Below are 16,965 nucleotides of genomic sequence, written 5' to 3'. Positions count from 1 at the left end.
GACCTAATGGGGTTTCCATGGAATTGCGTCATCTGCGCTACTTCATCGCCGTCGCCGAAGAACTGCACTTCGGCCGCGCCGCACAAGTGCTGGGCATCTCGCAGCCGCCGCTGAGCCAGCAGATTCAGGCGCTGGAGCAAGAGGTTGGCGCGCGGTTGTTCGAGCGCACCAATCGTCGGGTCGAGCTGAGTGAGGCGGGGCGATTGTTTCTGGAGGAGGCGCGGCTGGTGCTGGCGCAGGTCGATAAAGCGGCGGATGTCGCCCGGCGAGCGCAACTGGGCGAACTGGGTGAGCTGAAGATAGGCTTCACCTCTTCGGCGCCGTTCAACTCGACCATTCCCCAGGCGATCTTTTCCTTTCGTCAGCGTTTTCCGGCGGTGCACCTCAACCTTCGCGAGATGAGTAGCACGCAAGTTGCCGAAGGCCTGGTGGATGAGTCGATCGAGGTGGGCATCATGCGCCCGTTGGGGTTGCCTGATTCGCTGAGTGTTGTCGAGTTGATGCGCGAGCCGCTGGTCGCCGTGCTCGGTTCCAAGCATCCATTGGCACAGGGCAGTGAAGAAGGGCTGTTCCTCTCGGCGCTGGCGCTGGAGCCGTTTGTGTTCTTTCCGCGCAGCTACGGCAGCGGGCTGTATGCGCAATTGCTGAGTCTGGCCCGTGATGCCGGGTTCAGCCCGCACTTCGCCCAAGAGGCGGGGGAAGCGATGACCATCATCGGTCTGGTCGCAGCGGGGTTGGGGGTTTCGGTGCTGCCGGCGTCTTATCAGCGGATGCGCATCGACGGCGTGGTTTATCGACCGTTGCTCGATCCGGAAGCGGTGTCTGCGGTGTGGCTGGTGCAGCGCAAGGATCAGAAATCGCCGATGGCCAAGGCGTTTGTCGACCTGCTTACGCGCAAGGTCGAGTCCGCTTAAAAGATCGCAGCCTTCGGCAACTCCTACAGGGAAACGCGAATTCCATTGTAGGAGCTGCCGAAGGCTGCGATCTTTTGATCTTGCCGTTAGGGCAACCGCACCAAATCCCCCTTCAACGCCACCCGCGTGACAAATATCCCCGCCCGGCACTCGTACGTATTCAAATCCTTGCGCACATGCTGGTCGTAGTAACTGACGATATTGACCACTGCATTCGCCCCGACCCGCTTGGCATCGGCCTGCAGCTTGATCAGATTCGACTGCAACACCCACTCGCAGGAGTTGTGGTCACTCTTGTTGAAGCCATTGGTCTTCAAATCACTGACCACCCCTCGGCGCAGCAACTGCTGCGTGCCCTGCGGCCCATTGCCGAGCAGATAGAACTTCACACTGCCATCCAGCCGCCCGGCGCGAATCGCATCCGACAGCACGGTTTCGAAGGGCATGTACATCAGATTGGTGGCATGGCTGGCGCTCGGGAGCAGGCTGAAGAGCGTGGCGGCGATCAGGGCTTTCACTTGCATGGTCATCTCCTTGACGGTGAAAGAGAACCGCGAGTGCTCGACCGACCGGGCCCGCCGTTCTGACAGGCGTATTGATGGCCTGCATGAGCGAGTGTAGATGCTGTGTGGCGAGTGTTCTGCTTGTGGAGCCGTGTTCACCACATTTGCGGTTACGAACTGTTTTAGCGAGTGTTTGTTTTCTTGCGCAGAATCGATTTCTTTAAGTGAGTGCCATGGATGCCACTTCGATACCAGCCCAAGGAAGGTAGTGTTCTGATCTGCGACTTCAGAGGTTATGAAGTACCTGAGATGGTCAAGGTCAGACCCGTTGTTGTGATACGCAAACACAGAACCAACAGTATGTTGGTGACGGTCGTGCCGCTGAGTACCACTGCGCCGGATTGCTTACTTGATCACCATTACGAACTCTCCAGCCATCTTCAAGGCGCCAGCCCGATCTGTTGGGCGAAGTGCGATATGGTGGCCACTGTCAGCCTTTCCCGACTGGACCGGATCAAAAGCAGAGATCGTGAAGGAAAGCGTGTCTATCTGATCTCACACCTTGAAACAGAAGAGTTCTACGCCGTTAAAGCCGCAGTCAGGCGGGCGCTTGGGCTGTAATGGCAACAGAAGTGGCGCAGTGAGGCTAAACGCCAGCCGTTGTCCGGATTGATGATTCGGGCAATACTGCGAGCGTTCCCGCAAGGGGCTTGTGAGACTCTGAGGATCCTGGGTGACCAGCCATCGCAGAGCCAGACAGGTAATCGGCGATGACAAGCCAACCTGTTTGTGAAAGGGCGCCGAATGGCGCCCTTTGTCGTTTCTACAATCCCATCAATCCACGTGCGCCAAATCTCCGCGCAACGCCACGCTCGACACCACCAGCCCGGCACGGCACTGGAATTTCTCGGTGTCTTTGTACAGGTCGCGCTGGTCGACGCTGGCGATGTTGATTACCGCGTTGGCGTCGGCTTTTTTTGCGGCGTTCTGCAGAGTCGCGAGCGCCGATTGCAGGGCCCAGAAGCAGGCGTCTTCGTCGGATTTGTTCGAGCCGTTGGTTTTGCGGCTGCTGCTCACGGTGTCGAGTTTGCGCACTTGCTTGGGCAGGGTTTCGCCGGCCAGGTAGAACTTCACGCTGCCGTCGAGCAGGCCGGCGTCTGTGGCGCGTTTGACGCCTTCACGGAAGCTCAGGTAAGTCGGCTCGTCGGCGCCCTGTTTGATGATGCCGAGGTCGTTGACGGCTTCGATGTCCGGGTTGATCGACAGCTCTTTGAGCACGTTGTCGCGCAGGCGGTTGACCCAGCGGTTGTAGTTGCCATGGATCTTGCCGTCCTTGGCGTCGAGGCCGTAGCTGCTGCGGTAGTCGATTTCGAACGAGGTCGGGGTGAACGGGATGTCGACTTCGGCGTGATGACGACCGCGCACGGTGATCGCCGCTTTGATCATGCCCGGGCGTACCGATTGCACGACCCATTGACGGTCGTTGAGCGCAGTGACGATGGCGCGGCTCATTTGTGACTGGGTAAAGCCGAGGTTCGGCGAGAACTCTTCCTTGGCGTTGTAAACCGGTTTGCTGGTGCAACCGCCGAGCACAAAAGCCAGTGCCAACAGAGCGGCGATGCGGTGAAACTGAGTCATTCCCTTCACTCCAAAGGTGTTGCGGTCAGTGCCAGCGGCGGAAAATCAACGAGGTGTTGACGCCACCAAAAGCGAAATTGTTGTTCATCACGTAGTCGTGATGCATCTGGCGGAATTCACCGCGCAGGTAATCGAGTTTGCCGCAGTGCGGATCGACCTCGTCGAGGTTGAACGTGTGCGCGTACAGGTCGCGATTCATCATCTCGATGCTGAACCACGACTCCAGCGCGCCGCAGGCGCCGAGGGTGTGGCCGAGGAAACTCTTCTGCGAACTGATCGGCATGCGCTCGCCGAACAAACTGCTGGTTGCCAGTGTTTCGGCAATGTCGCCCTGTTCTGTAGCCGTGCCGTGACCATTTACATAACCGATGGCATCCGGCGTCAGGCCGGCGTCTTCCAGCGCCAGTTCCATTGCACGGCGCATGGTCACTTGTTCCGGGCGCGTGGTGTGCTGGCCGTCGGCGTTGCTGCCGAAACCGACGATCTCGGCGTGGATGTGCGCACCGCGCGCCAGAGCATGCTCCAGCTCTTCGAGGACCAGCATGCCGCCACCTTCACCGATCACCAGACCATCGCGGCCCTTGTCGTACGGGCGTGGACTGGTCTGTGGCGCATCGTTTTTCAGGCTGGTGGCGTAGAGCGCATCGAAGACCATGGCCTCGGTCGGGCACAGCTCTTCGGCGCCGCCGGCGAGCATCAGCGGCAGGCGGCCGAACTTGATTGCTTCGTAGGCGTAACCGATGCCCTGACTGCCGCTGGTGCAGGCGCTGGACGTCGGGATCAAACGACCGGTCAGGCCAAAAAAGATGCTGATGTTGGCGGCAGTGGTGTGCGGCATCATCCGTACGTAGGAGTTGGCGTTGAGGCCTTCGGCCACCGAGTTGAGCAGCATGTTGCCGAACGCTTTGATCTCGTCGGTGCTACCGGTGGACGAACCGCAAGCGACGCCCATGCGCCCGTCCTTGATCGACTCGTCACCGAGTAAACCGGCGTCAGCCAGGGCGTTTTCTGCCGCCCGAACCGCCAGCCGCGATACCCGGCCCATGCTGCGCAGTTGCTTGCGCGTCCAGTGCGCAGGCACTGCAAAGTCATCGATCGGCCCGGCCAGGCGCGTGTTGAGTTCGCTGAAACGATCCCACTCGTCCATCCGCCGTATGCCGCTGCGGTTGGCCGCAAAGTTGCCGGCGATGGTCTCCCAGTCGCTGCCCAGCGAAGTGATGCCGGCCATGCCGGTGACGACGACGCGCTTCATCAGCACAAGCCTCCGTTGACCGCCAGGACCTGGCGGGTGATGTACGAGGCTTCCGCCGACATCAGGAAATTCACCGCACTGGCGACCTCTTCCGGGGTGCCCATGCGTTGCGCGGGGATCATTTTCATCAATTCTTCCACCGGCACGTTTTCGTCGAGCATTGCCGTGTCGATCAGGCCCGGCGCGACGCAGTTAACGGTGATTTTGCGCTTGCCCAGCTCGATCGCCAACGCCTTTGCCGCACCGATCACCCCGGCCTTGGAGGCGCTGTAGTTGACCTGGCCACGGTTGCCGATCAGCCCCGACACCGAGGTGATGCAGACAATGCGACCAGCGGCACGGCGGCGGATCATCGGCATCATCACCGGGTGCAGCACGTTGTAGAAGCCGTCGAGGTTGGTGCGCAACACCACGTCCCAATCGTCGTCGCTCAGCGCCGGAAAGGCACCGTCACGGGTCAGGCCGGCGTTCAACACTACGCCGTAATAGGCGCCATGGATTTCGACGTCGGTTTCCAGAATGGTTTTGCAGGTTTCGCGGTCGGCGACGTCGAATTGCAGGATCCGCGCCTTGCGCCCCAGCGCTTCGACTTCAGCCTGAACGGCTTGTGCTTCGGCCATGCCGCTGCGGCAATGCAGGACGATATCGTGCCCGGCCTGCGCCAGACGCAAGGCAATGGCGCGGCCGATGCCACGGCTGGAGCCGGTGACCAGTACGGATTCAGTCATCGTTCGACTCCTGTGTCTGTTGCAGATATTGGGATGGCTGGGGTGGGCGGAACACGTTCAGCCGCGCGCTGGCATGGATGCCGGCGCCGTGGATATGACATTCGAAGACGCCCATGCCGTTGTCGTCTTCCAGCGAGCGCAGACCATGGATGGTCAGTTCGCTGCCGGCGGGAAACGCTTCGACGTTGCACTCGAACTTGCGCGTACCGAGCAGAAAGCCCAGCTCCACTGGATTGCCTTTCTGCCGCGCATGGCAACCGGCAAATGCGGCGACGCTCTGCGCCATCAGTTCGATGCCGACCCAAGCGGGCAGGCTGCCGTCGGGCAGGTTGAACAGGCCATCAGGCTGGACCGTGAGGCGGGTGAAAATCTGCTCCTCGTCAAAGCTGAGGATGCTGTCGATCAGAATCATGTCGCCCGCATGGGGCAGCAGTTCGGCGAGCGGCCAATCAGTCATGGGACGTCTCCGATAATCAGGCTGACGTTGTTGCCGCCGAAGGCAAACGAGTTGCTCATCAGGTAGCGGGGTGCAATGGACGTCAGACGCTCGCTCGCGGTCACCCACTTCAGCGGTGGCAGCGCGGGATCGGCCTGAGCGTCCCAGACGTGCGGCGGCAAGGCGTGATCGGGGTTGTCGGCGCTCAGGCTCAGCCAGCAGAACGCCGCTTCCAGAGCACCGGCTGCGCCAAGGGTGTGGCCGGTCATCGGTTTGGTCGACGAGCAAGCCACCCCATCGGGGAACAGCGTGGCAACCGCCAGACTTTCCATGGCGTCGTTGTGCTGGGTGGCGGTGCCGTGCAGGTTCAGGTAGTTGATCTGCGCTGCTTGCAGATGTGCGCGGCTCAAGGCTTTTTGCATCGCTTGCAGAGCGCCGCGCCCGGTCGGTTCAGGGGCGGAAATGTGATGCGCGTCGGAACTGGCGCCGGCGCCGAGCAGGGCAATGGCCGGCCCGTTGCCTTGTCGCTTGCTCATCACGAACAGCACTGCCGCTTCGCCGATGTTGATGCCACTGCGGTTGGCCGAAAACGGATTGCAGCGTTCGTCGGACATGGCTTCCAGTGACGAGAAACCGTTGAGGGTCAGTTTGCACAAACTGTCGACGCCGCCGCACAGCACCGCGTCGCACAAGCCCAGGTCGAGCAGACGCTGAGCGCTCATCAAGGCGCGGGCGCTGGAGGTGCACGCCGTGGAAATCACATAGGCCGGGCCGCTCAGTTGCAGCCAGTCGGCGAGAAAATTCGCCGGCGCGCCGAGTTCCTGTTGCCGATAATCGTATTCCGCCGGGAACTGCTGCTCGCGAATGTAGTGCGCCAGACCACGGCTGGCCTCGTCGATGCCGGAAGTGCTGGTGCCGAGCACGACACCGATGCGCTCGCGGCCGTAAGTCTGGATCGCCTGGTCGATTTCATTGCGAATCTGCAATGCCGCTTCCAGCAACAGCTGATTGTTGCGGCTGCGCTGATCGGCGAGCTGTGCAGGAATCGGCGCCAGCTCACCCTGTACGGCGGCTACCGGCATTTCACGTTCCGCTACCCAGCCGGACTCGTGGCACATGCCCGAGCAATCGCCGGCAAACAGGTTGCGCGCGACTTCGGACTTGTCGCGACCCAGCGCGCAGATCACGCCGAGGGCATTCAGGTAAGCGGTCATGGTGTCGGTTCACCCAACGGAGAAACGCGATAGTGCGGGCCTTGAGGCAGGTTCAATTCGAAGCTCAACGGTTGTGCATAACGGATATCCCAGCGCGCCGGCAGGGAGCGTTGCTGGCCCTGTTGCTGCGCGGCGGGGTAATTGCGCAGCAGCTCGCCGGACGGAGTCAGGGCGAACAGCAGTGCGGCGAACAGTTCCCGGGCTTCCGGGTTCGGTGGCAGCAGACCATCGGCTTGCCAGTGGCCGTCGATCAGTTGCTGACGCGCCTGAGGGATGCCCAGCGGATCCATCATCGACCAGCGGATGCCGGAACCTTCGCGCTGGATCACCAGCAGCCAGTCCTGACGTTGTTCGGCTTGATTGCGTTCGATGTGCAATTGCAGCGGCAGCGGCAGTGTCGGATTGCCCGCCGGCAACGGCGCCTGGCTCGCGCAGGCACTTAACACCACCATTACGCCGATCAACAACAGTCGTAGCGCCGAGGTCACTGTGGGAGCGAGCTTGCTCGCGAATGCGGTCTCACATTCAACAGTTCTGGTGACTGATACACCGCTTTCGCGAGCAAGCTCGCTCCCACAGGTTATAGGTAGCATCAGGAAACCTCTGCCAGCGGTTTACGTGCGACGACGTTGACCAACGTCTCTTCGCGCTCGCCAAACGGTTTCGGTTTGCGTAAGCCAAACCGCTCCAGCAACCCAAAATCCTTTGACCGGCTCCACCACAGATACGGGTAGGAAACATTCTGCTCGCCAAACTCAAACCCCTGCCCGCGAATCATCTGCAGATACTGCGCCGCACTCTTCTGCACATGCATCGGATGGCGGAACAGCCAGCGGATCACCCACGTATCAATGTAAGCCTCGGTGGACTCGGCGAACAGCAGATAGCCGCCCGGCTTCAACACCCGATAAAACTCGGCCAGCGCCTTTTCCTGCTCGACCAGATGATGAAAAGTCTGGTGACAGAACAGCAGATCAACACTGGCGTCCGCCACATTGAGCGTCGCGCAATCACTGCCGATCAGTTCCACGTGCAGGCCCAGACGCGCCGCTTCTGCGCCGCTCAATTCAAGGCTGTGCGGGTCGGCATCGACGCCGATCAAGCGCTGTGGCGCAAAGGTCTGGCGCAGATGGCCGAACGACTTGCCCTGTCCGCAACCGGCGTCCAGCAGCACCGGGTTTTCCGGCAGAGTGTCACTGAACAGTCCGTGCAGGTCATTGATCGCCACGCGCAATACATGGTGCTGCCAGGTGTGGCTGCGCAGGAACCAGAAACCGAAACGGGTTTCCTCGACGTAGCTGTCGCTCAAGTAGTTCATGTGGCGTCCTTTGCACAGAGTTCGGAAATCATCTTCAAGCGACGGCGCGCTTCGCTGACGAACGGGTTGCGTTCGTCCCAGGCGTAACCTGCGAGGATCGAGCAGATCATCCGGCGAATTTCCGCCTGGCTGTCTTCATAGAAAATCACGTCCTGAAAGGTGCCGGCGTACCAGCCCTCGACGTAGCAGCGAAAGGTGTCGACGCCGCGCTTGAGCGGTTCGGCGAATTCGCTTTGCCAGTCGACGGTTTCACCCTGCAACTGACGGTGCAGCGCGGCAGCGGCCATGCTCGCCGAGCGCATGGCGATGGTCACGCCGGAGGAGAACACCGGGTCAAGAAATTCCGCCGCGTTGCCGAGCAAGGCAAAACCAGGCCCATGCAGGGTTTTCACATTGGCCGCGTAGCCGCCGAGGGTGCGCGCCGGCGTGTCCCATACAGCGTTGTTCAACACGCCGGCAAGGCTCGGGGTTTCGGCGATGAAGCCGCGCAGGCAGGCATCCAGATCGCTGTCGCGATCCTTGAAATGTTCTTCAGCGGCGACCACGCCCACCGAACAGCGACCGTTGCTGAACGGGATCGTCCAGAACCAGATATCGCGGTGCTCTGGATGAGTGGTGACGAGAATTTTTTCGCGGTCGAATGCCGGGTTGTCGATGTGATCTTCGACGTGGGTGAATACCGCCTGACGCACCGGGAAATTCGACGGTGCTTCCAGGTCCAGCAGTCGCGATAACACGCGACCGTAGCCGCTGGCATCGAGGACGAAATCCGCTTCGACGCGGTACTTGCTGCCGTCTTCGCGGCGCACATCCAGCTGCGGTTTCGTCCGCTCGAAATCGACGCTGACGATGGCATCGCCGTAGCGGATTTCCGCGCCTTGCAACGCCGCTTGATCGGCCAGCAGTTTGTCGAAGTCGGCACGCTGCACCTGGAACGTGGTCGGCTTGCCGCCGGTAAAGGTGTCTGCGAAATCGAAGGCGCTGTAACGCTCGCCCCAGGCGAATGCGGCGCCGGTCTTGCGCTGGAAGCCGGCGGCGTTGACGGCGTCGAGCATGCCGGCCTCTTCGACGAAATCCAGGCAATGACTGAGCAGGCTTTCGCCGATGGAAAAGCGCGGGAAGTGCTGGCGCTCGATCACCAGCACATCGTGGCCCTTGCGCTTGAGCAGCGCAGCGGCGATGGCGCCGGACGGGCCAGCGCCGATGATCACGACCTGACGGGATTCCATTTCAACGATTGGCACGTGAACTCCGGGGCAAAGGATGTTGCAGATTCAATGGCGCGCGATGCAGGCCGATCAGGGCCGGCAGCAGCGTCGCGATCAGGCCCATCAGCATCAGCGCGAAGTACAGCGCCGGGGTGATGAGCTGTTGTTGCAGGAGCAGATTGAGAAAGACGATTTCGCTCAGGCCACGAATGTTCAGCAGCACACTTTCGCGCCAGCGGCTGGCGCCCTCGAACGAGGCGCCGGCCCAGCCGAGGCCGAGCCAGTTGCCGAGCAGTTTACTGGCAATCGGCAACAGCAGTAGTGCCGCCCATTGCAGCGCGCCGAGGCTGGCAAGGGCGCTGTGCACGTCGATCTGCACAATGCCGAAGGTGAGGATCAGCGGGATCGCCAACCAGGTCTGCAAACGGTTCATCCAGCGCGCCGGCAACGGTAGCACCAGCGGTACTTTCAGCACGGCCATGCACAGCAGGTAGCCGATGCCGAAGATCAGCGCGTTGAGTTTGTAATGCTCGGCCATTACCAGCAGCGCAAAGAACCCTAGGCTGTAGGTCAGCGGTCGGCGCACACGCAACAGATGCAGCAACAGCGGTACACACGCGAGGCCCAGCGGCAGCAACAGGCTGCTCAGATGCAGACTGCCCTGAGCGAGGCCGAACAATGTCCAGCAGGTCAGATCAATGAGGATCGCAGTCTGCACCAATCGGCGCGTGGCGGCCGGCGGATAATCGATGTGGCGCAGGTAGAGGTACAGCACCGGGATCGCGGTAATCGCGAACACCAGACCGATGGCCAGCGAGTTGAGCCACGGTTGCGCCGGCAGTAGCCAATACGCGGCGGCAAGGCCACAGGTGAACGGCACGGCAAAACTCGGTACGGCGATTTTCACGCTCTGCCGATCGAGTTTCAGATCGATCACGTCACTGAGAATGTGCCCGAGCAGCAGGGCAAAGCTCAGGCTGTAGAGGTTTTTCAGCCAGTCTGGCGCGATCAGTTCGGCACCGCTGAGCTGCCAGCCCGGTTCGATCCAGAAGTACATCAGCAGCGGCAGACCGAAGCTCGCCAGCAGCAACTGGCTGACAATCGGGATCAGGCCAAAGCGGCGGCCGACGCGGGTGGCCACGGCAAACAACGCCAGCGCCATGAGCCAGAAGGCGACGACCATCACGCTGCCGGCTCCGCGACTGTGGCGGCATGCTCGTGGCGTCCGGCCCACGGAGCGAGGATGAAGCTGAACGCCAGACCGAGGCTCACCGACAGGCCGAAGTTGCTCACCGCCGGGGTGCTGGAAACCGCCAGCAAACCAAACGACAACCACGTCGTCACAGCGGCCAGCAAGGTGCCAAGCAGGCTCACCGCCGCACCGCCAACCTGTTCACGCATAAGAATCGCGTAATCGACGCTGATTGCCGTGACCAGTAGCAGGCCGAACAGGCTGAACAGGGTCAGCGGCTGACCGAGCCAGCCGAGACTGGCGAGACTGCACAGCGCGGCGAGCAACGGCAGGGCAACGATACGCAGCGCCCCGCCGAGACCGAACGGCAACATCAGCACCAGCACGATCAATGCGCAGGAAGCGAGTTTCAGTTCAGCAGCGCTGATTTGCGTGGCGGCAAAAACTTCATTCAATTCGCCAAGACGATCGACCAGCATCACCCCCGGTAAATCCAGCGCCTGCACGCGCAACAGCGCCGGGTTGTTCAAACCTTGCAGGCTGGTCATCGCCGCCACGCCGTCTTCGGTCGGGCCGAGCCAGAGTGTGCGATACGGCTCGCCAAGTGGACCGGCCAATGCCGCGTCGATGTCTTCGGCGGGCACGGTCTGCAGCTGTTGCAGTTCGCTTTGCAGCGCCGCGAGCGGCACGCCGAGTTCGAGCAGTGGCTGCCAGTATTGCGGCAGTTTGTTCAGCGCCTCGCGCACCTGTTCTTGCTGGTTCGGCGGGCTGACCAATTGATCGAGGGCCAGATAACCTTGCAGCTTGTCGAGGTTGACCAGTTGCTGCAGACGCTCGCTCAGCGCGGCCTGACGCTCGAGCAGTTGCTGCTGATTGTCGGCGCGCACGAGGAAAAACTGGCTGGTGGGCTGATAGCCGGTGATGCGTGCGATGGCCTGCGCTTCGTCGGTCAGATGTTGCGGTGCGCCGACCCATTGGCGGATGTCATTCTTGCTTTGCAGCTGCACCAGGCCGCCCACGCAGAAGGCGATCAGCAGCGCCAGCAACACTGGCGTGCGTACCCGTTCGAGGAGTTTTTCGCGCAGGTTGACCATGCGCTCGGCCAGCTGCAGCGGCCATTGCGCGGGGCGCAGTTCGACGTTTTTCAGCAGCGCCGGCAACAGGCACACCGCCGACAGATAAGCACCGAGCAGGCCGGCGGCAGAGAACACGGCGATTTGCGTCAGTGCCGGGAACGGCGTCCACGCCAGCGCCAGATAACCGATGGCGCTGGTGATCAGACTCAGGGTCAGTCCGGACAGCGTCAAACGCAACGCCGGCCAGCTGCGCCACGGCTTCAGGCTCCAGCTCTTCGACAAATAGTGCAGCGGGTAATCCACGGCCACGCCGATCAGGCTGGAACCGAGCACCAGCGTCATCACATGCATATGGCCGAACAGCGCCACACACGCCACCGCCCCGAACAACATGCCGACCAGCACCGGCACGAACGCCAGCAACACCCGCCAGCGACGGAAAGCGAGCAACAGCAGCAACAGAATGCCGACAGTGGCGCCGCCGCCAACCCAGGTCATTTCACGAGTCGCTTGCTGCTGACCGTTGGCCGCGTACAGCAAACCGCTGGCAGCCAGCAGTTGCACGTCGGATTTCGCGGCCTGCTCGCGGCTGTGTAGCAGCAGTGCGGCGACTTGCAGCGGCAAGTTCATGTCGAAGGCGTTGCCGGTGGTGCGCGCCCGCAGCAGCACCCAGCTCTTGCCGTCGGCATCGGCAATCAACGCGCCGCTGCCGATGTCCAGTTGCACCGAACCGTGCTGCGGCTGGCTGTTCTGGATGCGCCCGGTCAGGCCGAGCCAGTCGTCCTGACTCGGCACCAGGCTGAAACCGCTGAACGGGTCGAACAAGGCTTGCACGCGTTGCTGAATGAACGCGTCGGGGTGTTCGATCAGCAGTTGCCGATCATCCGCCGAGAGCATTGCCAGCCGCCCTTGCAGCAATTGCGTGCGCAGCGCTGGCAGGTCTGCTTGCAGGTTCCACTGCACCTTTTCGAACAATCCGCTGGCTTGCCATTGCTCGCCCAGGGTCTGCGCCATGGCGACTGCTTGCTGGCGATCGGGGTGACCGACCAGCACCAGCATTTCGCGGTTGAGCGGCTCCTGCATGCGCTGCTCGGCGCGCTGTTCGAGGGCGTCGGGGTGGGTGCCGGGCACCAGCTCCATCAGGTTCGCCGACAACGGCGCACCGTCACGCCACTGCCAACCGGCCAGCGCGACGACCGCCAGCAGCAGGATCAGAAACAGCCAGGGCAGCCTGCGTTCACTCGGCAAAGTCATGTTGCTCCGCGTTGCTCAACGGTTGGCCAGCAGTGCTGTCCTGCATGCGCAGCACGGTGCTGTCGCCCTGGGTTTCCAGCAGTTCGATGGTCTGTACCAGCGTGCCACCGTCGATATTGATCTGCTTGAACACTTGCTTGAGCAGCAGCGAGCGCGGGGTCAGGGTGAGTTTCCACTGCTGCGCGTCGCCGCTCAGGGTCAGTTCGAAATCCCGTTGCAGGCCACTGCTGTCCCCTTGCAAAACGGCAAGGAACAAGCGGTTCTGCTCGGCGCCGGCGCTCTTGTTCGGCAACAACTGCCAGCCATTGCCGTCACGCCGGGCGATGCCCTTGGCGGTGATGCGGTAGTCCTGTTGCAGCGGCGTTTTCAGCAGCCAGAGCAGGCCGTGATTTTTCGCGAGAACGAAACTGCCCTTGCTGATCAGCGGCTGCGGCAAGGCGCGCAGGTGTTTTTCCTGGATGAACTGGCCGTGGATCACGTCCGGTTTCGCCAGTTGTTCGCTGAGCTGTTGCAGGTCGAAGGCGTTGGCCAGTGCTGACAGCGTCAGCAGCGCCAATACGCTCAGGCTTTTAACCAAAACATTCATCGCAGCATCCTTTCCACGGCATCGGTAAAGACTTTCGGCGAAGCCAGTTGCATCTCGCGGCTGCTCACTTCAACGGCGACCTGCACCGAGCTGGCGCGGGTCAGGCGCTCGCCGCTGTGCAGGTCGGTGATCAGGTAATTGATCTTCAGCCGGTTTTCCCACTCGACCAGACTGGCGCGCACATTCAGGCGCTGACCGAACACCGCGCCGCGCACATAGCGCAGTTGCAGGTCGATGATCGGCCAGGCGAACCCTGACTCGACCATGTGCGTGTAGTTGTGGCCGATCTTGTCCAGCAGCGCGCAACGCGCCACTTCGAGGTATTTGACGTAATGCCCGTGCCAGACCACGTGCATGGTGTCGACGTCGAAAAACGGCACGAGGATTTCAGTGTCGGCGTGAAGCACTCCGGCGCTACGCATGCAGCCTCCAGTGTTGTGCGGCGATGCGTTGCAGGCACAGGCGCAATTCGCCTTCCAGGGCGCGGTCTTCGATGACCGGCGGGAAGTCCTTGGCCAGTTCTGCGTGCATCGCCGCTAACGATGGCGGCAGCGGTCGGGCGTCTTCGGCCTGCGCGCGCAGCCATACGCCTTGATTGGCGGCGAGCAGGGTGGCGGCGGCGACCTGTTCGGTCAGCTCCAGCACACGGATCGCATCGCGAGCGGCGATGGTGCCCATGCTCACTTTGTCTTGGTTATGGCACTCGGTGGAACGCGAGAACACGCTGGCCGGCATGGTGTTTTTCAGCGCTTCGGCGGTCCAGGCGCTGGTGCCGATCTGCACGGCTTTGAAACCGTGGTTGATCATGGCGCGATCCGCCGGAGCACCGGAGAGGTTGCTCGGCAGACCGTGGTTGTAACGTTCGTCGACCAGCAAGGCGAGCTGCCGGTCCAACAGGTCGGCGACGTTGGCCACCAGGTTTTTCAGGCTGTCCATGGCGAACGCGATGTGGCCGCCGTAGAAGTGTCCGCCGTGCAGCACGCGCTCGGCTTCGGCGTCGATGATCGGGTTGTCGTTGGCACTGTTCAGTTCGGTTTCGATGAACGAACGCAGCCAGTTCAGGCTGTCGGCCAACACGCCAAGCACATGCGGTGCGCAGCGCAGCGAGTAGCGATCCTGCAGGCGATGCAGCGGCGCGGTCGGCGCGTCGATCGCCAGATCCTTGCGCAGCCACGCGGCGACCTGCATTTGCCCTGGATGTGGTTTGGCGGCGAACAGACGTTCGTCGAAGTGCTCCGGATTGCCTTGCAGCGCCACCACGTTGAGCGCGGTGATGCGGGTGGCCAGTTGCAGCAGGTAGTCGGCGCGGGCGAAAGCGAGGCAGGCGAGACCGGTCATCACGGCGGTGCCGTTCATCAGCGCCAGCGCTTCTTTCGGGCGCAACACCAGTGGCGTCCAGCCAAGTTCGCGATGCACATCGGCAGACTGACGGCGTTCGCCACGGAACATCACTTCACGCTCGCCGGACAAGGTCGCGGCGACGTAGGACAGCGGCGTCAGATCGCCGCTGGCGCCGACCGAGCCTTCTTCGGGAATCAGCGGCAGGATGTCGTATTCGAGAAACGCGTGCAGACGCTCAAGCAATTCCACGCGCACCCCGGACACGCCGTGGCACAACGACTGCAATCGCGCCGCCAGCACCGCGCGGGTGGCTTGGGCATCGAGCAGTTTGCCCAGTCCGCAGCCGTGGAAGGTGTAGAGGTGACGCGGCAGCGCTTCGACGTGATGCAACGGCACCGCAACCACGCAGGAGTCGCCGTAACCGGTAGTCACGCCGTAGATCACGCCTTCCTTGTCCAGCAGCGAATCGAGAAACCGTGCGCCCTTGGCGATGCGCTCGCGATAGTCGGCGTCGCTCTGCAACTGCACGGGCGCCTGACGGTTGGCCAGGGCCAGCACGTCTTCGATGCGCAAAGGGCGTTCGCCGAAGGTTACCGGCTCATGGGTTGGCGTCGTCATCGGTCTTCCAGAAAGGGTAAAAGTTGAACCATTGTTGCGGCGCTTCGAGGCAATAGTGACTCAGGCGCTGCGCATAGCGGGTGGCCCACTGATGAATGACCTGCTCGCGCTCGCTGCGCTTCCACACCACGGCGTCGGCGAAGGGTTCAAGGGTCAGGCGATAGTGACCGTCCGGTTGCTTGAGGCACATCAGCAGATTGACCGGGCATTTCAGCAGACCGGCGAGCAGCCACGGCCCTTGCGGGAATGGCGCCGGATGGCCGAGAAAATCGACGGTGACGCTTCGCCCGCCGTGCAGCGGCACGCGGTCGCCGGCAATCGCCAGCCACTCGCCGCGCTCCAGGCGTTCGTGCAGTTGCAGCATGATCACCGGGTCGAGTTCGCTGACCTGAATCAGGCGCAGATTGGTCGCCCCGGCTTCACCGAGCAAGCGGTTGAATTGCTCGGCGTGCTTGGTGTGCACCAGCACGTTCATGGTGACCTTTTCACCGATCTCCGCCAGCGCACGGCAGACTTCCAGATTGCCCAGGTGCGCGCCGACCAGCAGTTGCCCGCGACTGCCGCGCAACTGGTTGCGCAGCAGCGCCGGGTCGATGATTTCGATTTGTTCGATACGGAGTTTGCCGTTCCACACGTCGAGTTTGTCGAGCATCGAATCGGCGAACGCCATGAACTGGCCGAACACCCGCCAATGCGTCGGGCGCAACGCGTCGCGTTGGCTCCATGCGGCCAGGCGTTGCTGGTATTGCCAGGCACTGCGCCGTGCGGTGCGGCCAAACAGGAAAAAGTACAGGACGATGCCGTACAGCAATGGACTGAGCAGGCGCCGGCCCAGAACCTTGGCGGCGAATGCGGTGAACTTCATCAGCAGGAAGCTGCCGCGCTCTTCACGGTCAGCCCAATGCTTCTTGTCGGCCTCGCCAGTCATGCGCGCCACCGCCGCCAGAGGATCACCGGGAAGCGCAGCAACATGCCAAGAAACAGCCGCGTGTGCATGCTGGAAATCAGTGCGTTGTCGTGTAACAGACGAAAGTGCGACACGCCGTCCAGCGGGTAGTGCACGCTGGTTTGCAGCCAGCGCATCGGCTGATTGCGCCACGACAGGCGCACAAGAATGTCCGAGTCGAAATCCATGCGTTTGCCGACTTTCGCCGAGTCGATCACCGCCAGCGTCGGGGCCAGTGGATAGACGCGAAACCCGCACATCGAATCGCGGATCTGCAGCGACAGCGTGTTGACCCAGACCATCACGTGGGTCAGGTAGCGCGCGTACAAACGGCCTTTCGGCACGCTCTCGTCGAACAGCGGATAACCGCAGATCATCGCCTCGGGATGGGCGCGGGACTCATCGACGAAACGGGCGACATCGTGCAAATCGTGCTGACCGTCGGCATCGACCTGCAGCGCATGGCTGAAACCCAACAGCGAGGCTTCGCGCAAACCGGTCATCACCGCACCGCCCTTGCCCTGATTGGCGGTGAGGCGCACCAGGTGCACGTTGTCGCGTTCCGCCAAACTGTCGAGCACCTTGGCGCAGGACTGGGTGCTGGCGTCATCCACCAGAATGCACGGCAGATTTTGCGCGAGCAGAGCATCGACCACAGTACCGATGGCAGTTTCGTGGTTATAAACCGGGATCACTGCACAAGGATTATGCATACCGCTGATCTCTGTGGGAGCGAGCCTG

Annotated in this window: 18 protein-coding genes; 2 read left to right on the top strand and 16 right to left on the bottom strand. The window is 62.0% G+C overall.

Annotated features, from left to right (window positions below; genetic code table 11):
• The first annotated feature begins 17 nt into the window (after positions 1–17).
• Positions 18–914, top strand: coding sequence for a LysR family transcriptional regulator (locus tag GTU76_RS11720; RefSeq protein WP_034152950.1), 897 nt, complete (start codon positions 18–20; stop codon positions 912–914).
• Between the two features lie 86 nt (positions 915–1,000).
• Here the strand turns inward: GTU76_RS11720 and GTU76_RS11715 are convergent, their stop codons facing one another.
• Positions 1,001–1,438, bottom strand: a complete 438-nt coding sequence (locus GTU76_RS11715) for an excinuclease (protein WP_175552963.1) — start codon at positions 1,436–1,438, stop codon at positions 1,001–1,003.
• A 216-nt stretch (positions 1,439–1,654) separates the two neighbouring features.
• On the opposite strand from GTU76_RS11715, the gene GTU76_RS11710 reads away from it, so the two are divergent.
• The gene (locus GTU76_RS11710; RefSeq protein ID WP_016983865.1) at positions 1,655–2,038 is read left to right on the top strand and encodes a type II toxin-antitoxin system PemK/MazF family toxin; all 384 of its coding nucleotides are present in this window, start codon (positions 1,655–1,657) and stop codon (positions 2,036–2,038) included.
• Between the two features lie 213 nt (positions 2,039–2,251).
• Here the strand turns inward: GTU76_RS11710 and GTU76_RS11705 are convergent, their stop codons facing one another.
• Genes GTU76_RS11705 through GTU76_RS11635 form a run of 15 tightly spaced genes read right to left on the bottom strand, consistent with a single transcriptional unit; the run spans position 2,252 to position 16,937 of the window.
• Positions 2,252–3,055 (bottom strand): hypothetical protein, encoded by an 804-nt coding sequence (locus GTU76_RS11705; RefSeq protein WP_026000507.1) that lies wholly within the window; start codon positions 3,053–3,055, stop codon positions 2,252–2,254.
• A 25-nt stretch (positions 3,056–3,080) separates the two neighbouring features.
• Positions 3,081–4,307: a beta-ketoacyl-ACP synthase gene (locus GTU76_RS11700; RefSeq protein ID WP_180698677.1), complete on the bottom strand. Its 1,227-nt coding sequence runs from the start codon at positions 4,305–4,307 to the stop codon at positions 3,081–3,083.
• A complete protein-coding gene (fabG, locus tag GTU76_RS11695; protein WP_122609478.1) occupies positions 4,307–5,035 on the bottom strand; it encodes a 3-oxoacyl-ACP reductase FabG in 729 nt (242 codons plus the stop codon). The genes GTU76_RS11700 and fabG overlap by 1 nt, the downstream gene beginning before the upstream one ends.
• On the bottom strand, positions 5,028–5,492 hold the full coding sequence (locus GTU76_RS11690; RefSeq protein WP_180698676.1) for a hotdog family protein: 465 nt from the start codon (positions 5,490–5,492) through the stop codon (positions 5,028–5,030). Before GTU76_RS11690 ends, fabG begins: the two co-directional genes overlap by 8 nt.
• Positions 5,489–6,685, bottom strand: coding sequence for a beta-ketoacyl-[acyl-carrier-protein] synthase family protein (locus GTU76_RS11685; RefSeq protein ID WP_180698675.1), 1,197 nt, complete (start codon positions 6,683–6,685; stop codon positions 5,489–5,491). The genes GTU76_RS11690 and GTU76_RS11685 overlap by 4 nt, the downstream gene beginning before the upstream one ends.
• Positions 6,682–7,278 carry a hypothetical protein gene (locus GTU76_RS11680; RefSeq protein ID WP_175552966.1) on the bottom strand — a complete coding sequence of 199 codons (597 nt, stop codon included), beginning with the start codon at positions 7,276–7,278 and terminating at the stop codon, positions 6,682–6,684. Before GTU76_RS11680 ends, GTU76_RS11685 begins: the two co-directional genes overlap by 4 nt.
• Positions 7,278–8,003, bottom strand: coding sequence for a class I SAM-dependent methyltransferase (locus GTU76_RS11675; protein WP_175552967.1), 726 nt, complete (start codon positions 8,001–8,003; stop codon positions 7,278–7,280). The genes GTU76_RS11680 and GTU76_RS11675 overlap by 1 nt, the downstream gene beginning before the upstream one ends.
• On the bottom strand, positions 8,000–9,247 hold the full coding sequence (locus GTU76_RS11670) for a tryptophan 7-halogenase (protein ID WP_180698674.1): 1,248 nt from the start codon (positions 9,245–9,247) through the stop codon (positions 8,000–8,002). Before GTU76_RS11670 ends, GTU76_RS11675 begins: the two co-directional genes overlap by 4 nt.
• The gene (locus tag GTU76_RS11665) at positions 9,234–10,397 is read right to left on the bottom strand and encodes a sodium:proton antiporter (RefSeq protein ID WP_180698673.1); all 1,164 of its coding nucleotides are present in this window, start codon (positions 10,395–10,397) and stop codon (positions 9,234–9,236) included. Before GTU76_RS11665 ends, GTU76_RS11670 begins: the two co-directional genes overlap by 14 nt.
• Positions 10,394–12,733, bottom strand: a complete 2,340-nt coding sequence (locus tag GTU76_RS11660) for an MMPL family transporter (RefSeq protein ID WP_180698672.1) — start codon at positions 12,731–12,733, stop codon at positions 10,394–10,396. The genes GTU76_RS11665 and GTU76_RS11660 overlap by 4 nt, the downstream gene beginning before the upstream one ends.
• Complete coding sequence (locus GTU76_RS11655; RefSeq protein ID WP_016983875.1) at positions 12,717–13,319, bottom strand: outer membrane lipoprotein carrier protein LolA; 603 nt, start codon at positions 13,317–13,319, stop codon at positions 12,717–12,719. The genes GTU76_RS11660 and GTU76_RS11655 overlap by 17 nt, the downstream gene beginning before the upstream one ends.
• Positions 13,316–13,741, bottom strand: coding sequence for an acyl-CoA thioesterase (locus tag GTU76_RS11650; RefSeq protein ID WP_016983876.1), 426 nt, complete (start codon positions 13,739–13,741; stop codon positions 13,316–13,318). Before GTU76_RS11650 ends, GTU76_RS11655 begins: the two co-directional genes overlap by 4 nt.
• A complete protein-coding gene (locus GTU76_RS11645; RefSeq protein WP_180698671.1) occupies positions 13,734–15,278 on the bottom strand; it encodes an HAL/PAL/TAL family ammonia-lyase in 1,545 nt (514 codons plus the stop codon). Before GTU76_RS11645 ends, GTU76_RS11650 begins: the two co-directional genes overlap by 8 nt.
• Positions 15,259–16,206 (bottom strand): lysophospholipid acyltransferase family protein, encoded by a 948-nt coding sequence (locus GTU76_RS11640; RefSeq protein ID WP_016983878.1) that lies wholly within the window; start codon positions 16,204–16,206, stop codon positions 15,259–15,261. Before GTU76_RS11640 ends, GTU76_RS11645 begins: the two co-directional genes overlap by 20 nt.
• Complete coding sequence (locus GTU76_RS11635; RefSeq protein WP_016983879.1) at positions 16,203–16,937, bottom strand: glycosyltransferase family 2 protein; 735 nt, start codon at positions 16,935–16,937, stop codon at positions 16,203–16,205. Before GTU76_RS11635 ends, GTU76_RS11640 begins: the two co-directional genes overlap by 4 nt.
• Positions 16,938–16,965: the final 28 nt, after the last annotated feature.

The sequence above is a fragment of the Pseudomonas crudilactis genome, assembly GCF_013433315.1.
In the GTDB taxonomy this organism is placed as follows: domain Bacteria; phylum Pseudomonadota; class Gammaproteobacteria; order Pseudomonadales; family Pseudomonadaceae; genus Aquipseudomonas; species Aquipseudomonas crudilactis.
The sequence above is the reverse complement of the archived record's forward strand: the minus strand, read 5'-3'. Positions and strand labels throughout refer to the sequence as shown.

Coding starts and splice junctions, on each gene's coding strand:
- GTU76_RS11720 (WP_034152950.1), top strand. CDS start 18: ATGGAATTGCGTCATCTGCGCTACTTCATCGCCGTCGCCGAAGAACTG.
- GTU76_RS11715 (WP_175552963.1), bottom strand. CDS start 1,438: ATGCAAGTGAAAGCCCTGATCGCCGCCACGCTCTTCAGCCTGCTCCCG.
- GTU76_RS11710 (WP_016983865.1), top strand. CDS start 1,655: ATGCCACTTCGATACCAGCCCAAGGAAGGTAGTGTTCTGATCTGCGAC.
- GTU76_RS11705 (WP_026000507.1), bottom strand. CDS start 3,055: ATGACTCAGTTTCACCGCATCGCCGCTCTGTTGGCACTGGCTTTTGTG.
- GTU76_RS11700 (WP_180698677.1), bottom strand. CDS start 4,307: ATGAAGCGCGTCGTCGTCACCGGCATGGCCGGCATCACTTCGCTGGGC.
- fabG (WP_122609478.1), bottom strand. CDS start 5,035: ATGACTGAATCCGTACTGGTCACCGGCTCCAGCCGTGGCATCGGCCGC.
- GTU76_RS11690 (WP_180698676.1), bottom strand. CDS start 5,492: ATGACTGATTGGCCGCTCGCCGAACTGCTGCCCCATGCGGGCGACATG.
- GTU76_RS11685 (WP_180698675.1), bottom strand. CDS start 6,685: ATGACCGCTTACCTGAATGCCCTCGGCGTGATCTGCGCGCTGGGTCGC.
- GTU76_RS11680 (WP_175552966.1), bottom strand. CDS start 7,278: ATGCTACCTATAACCTGTGGGAGCGAGCTTGCTCGCGAAAGCGGTGTA.
- GTU76_RS11675 (WP_175552967.1), bottom strand. CDS start 8,003: ATGAACTACTTGAGCGACAGCTACGTCGAGGAAACCCGTTTCGGTTTC.
- GTU76_RS11660 (WP_180698672.1), bottom strand. CDS start 12,733: ATGACTTTGCCGAGTGAACGCAGGCTGCCCTGGCTGTTTCTGATCCTG.
- GTU76_RS11655 (WP_016983875.1), bottom strand. CDS start 13,319: ATGAATGTTTTGGTTAAAAGCCTGAGCGTATTGGCGCTGCTGACGCTG.
- GTU76_RS11650 (WP_016983876.1), bottom strand. CDS start 13,741: ATGCGTAGCGCCGGAGTGCTTCACGCCGACACTGAAATCCTCGTGCCG.
- GTU76_RS11645 (WP_180698671.1), bottom strand. CDS start 15,278: ATGACGACGCCAACCCATGAGCCGGTAACCTTCGGCGAACGCCCTTTG.
- GTU76_RS11640 (WP_016983878.1), bottom strand. CDS start 16,206: ATGACTGGCGAGGCCGACAAGAAGCATTGGGCTGACCGTGAAGAGCGC.
- GTU76_RS11635 (WP_016983879.1), bottom strand. CDS start 16,937: ATGCATAATCCTTGTGCAGTGATCCCGGTTTATAACCACGAAACTGCC.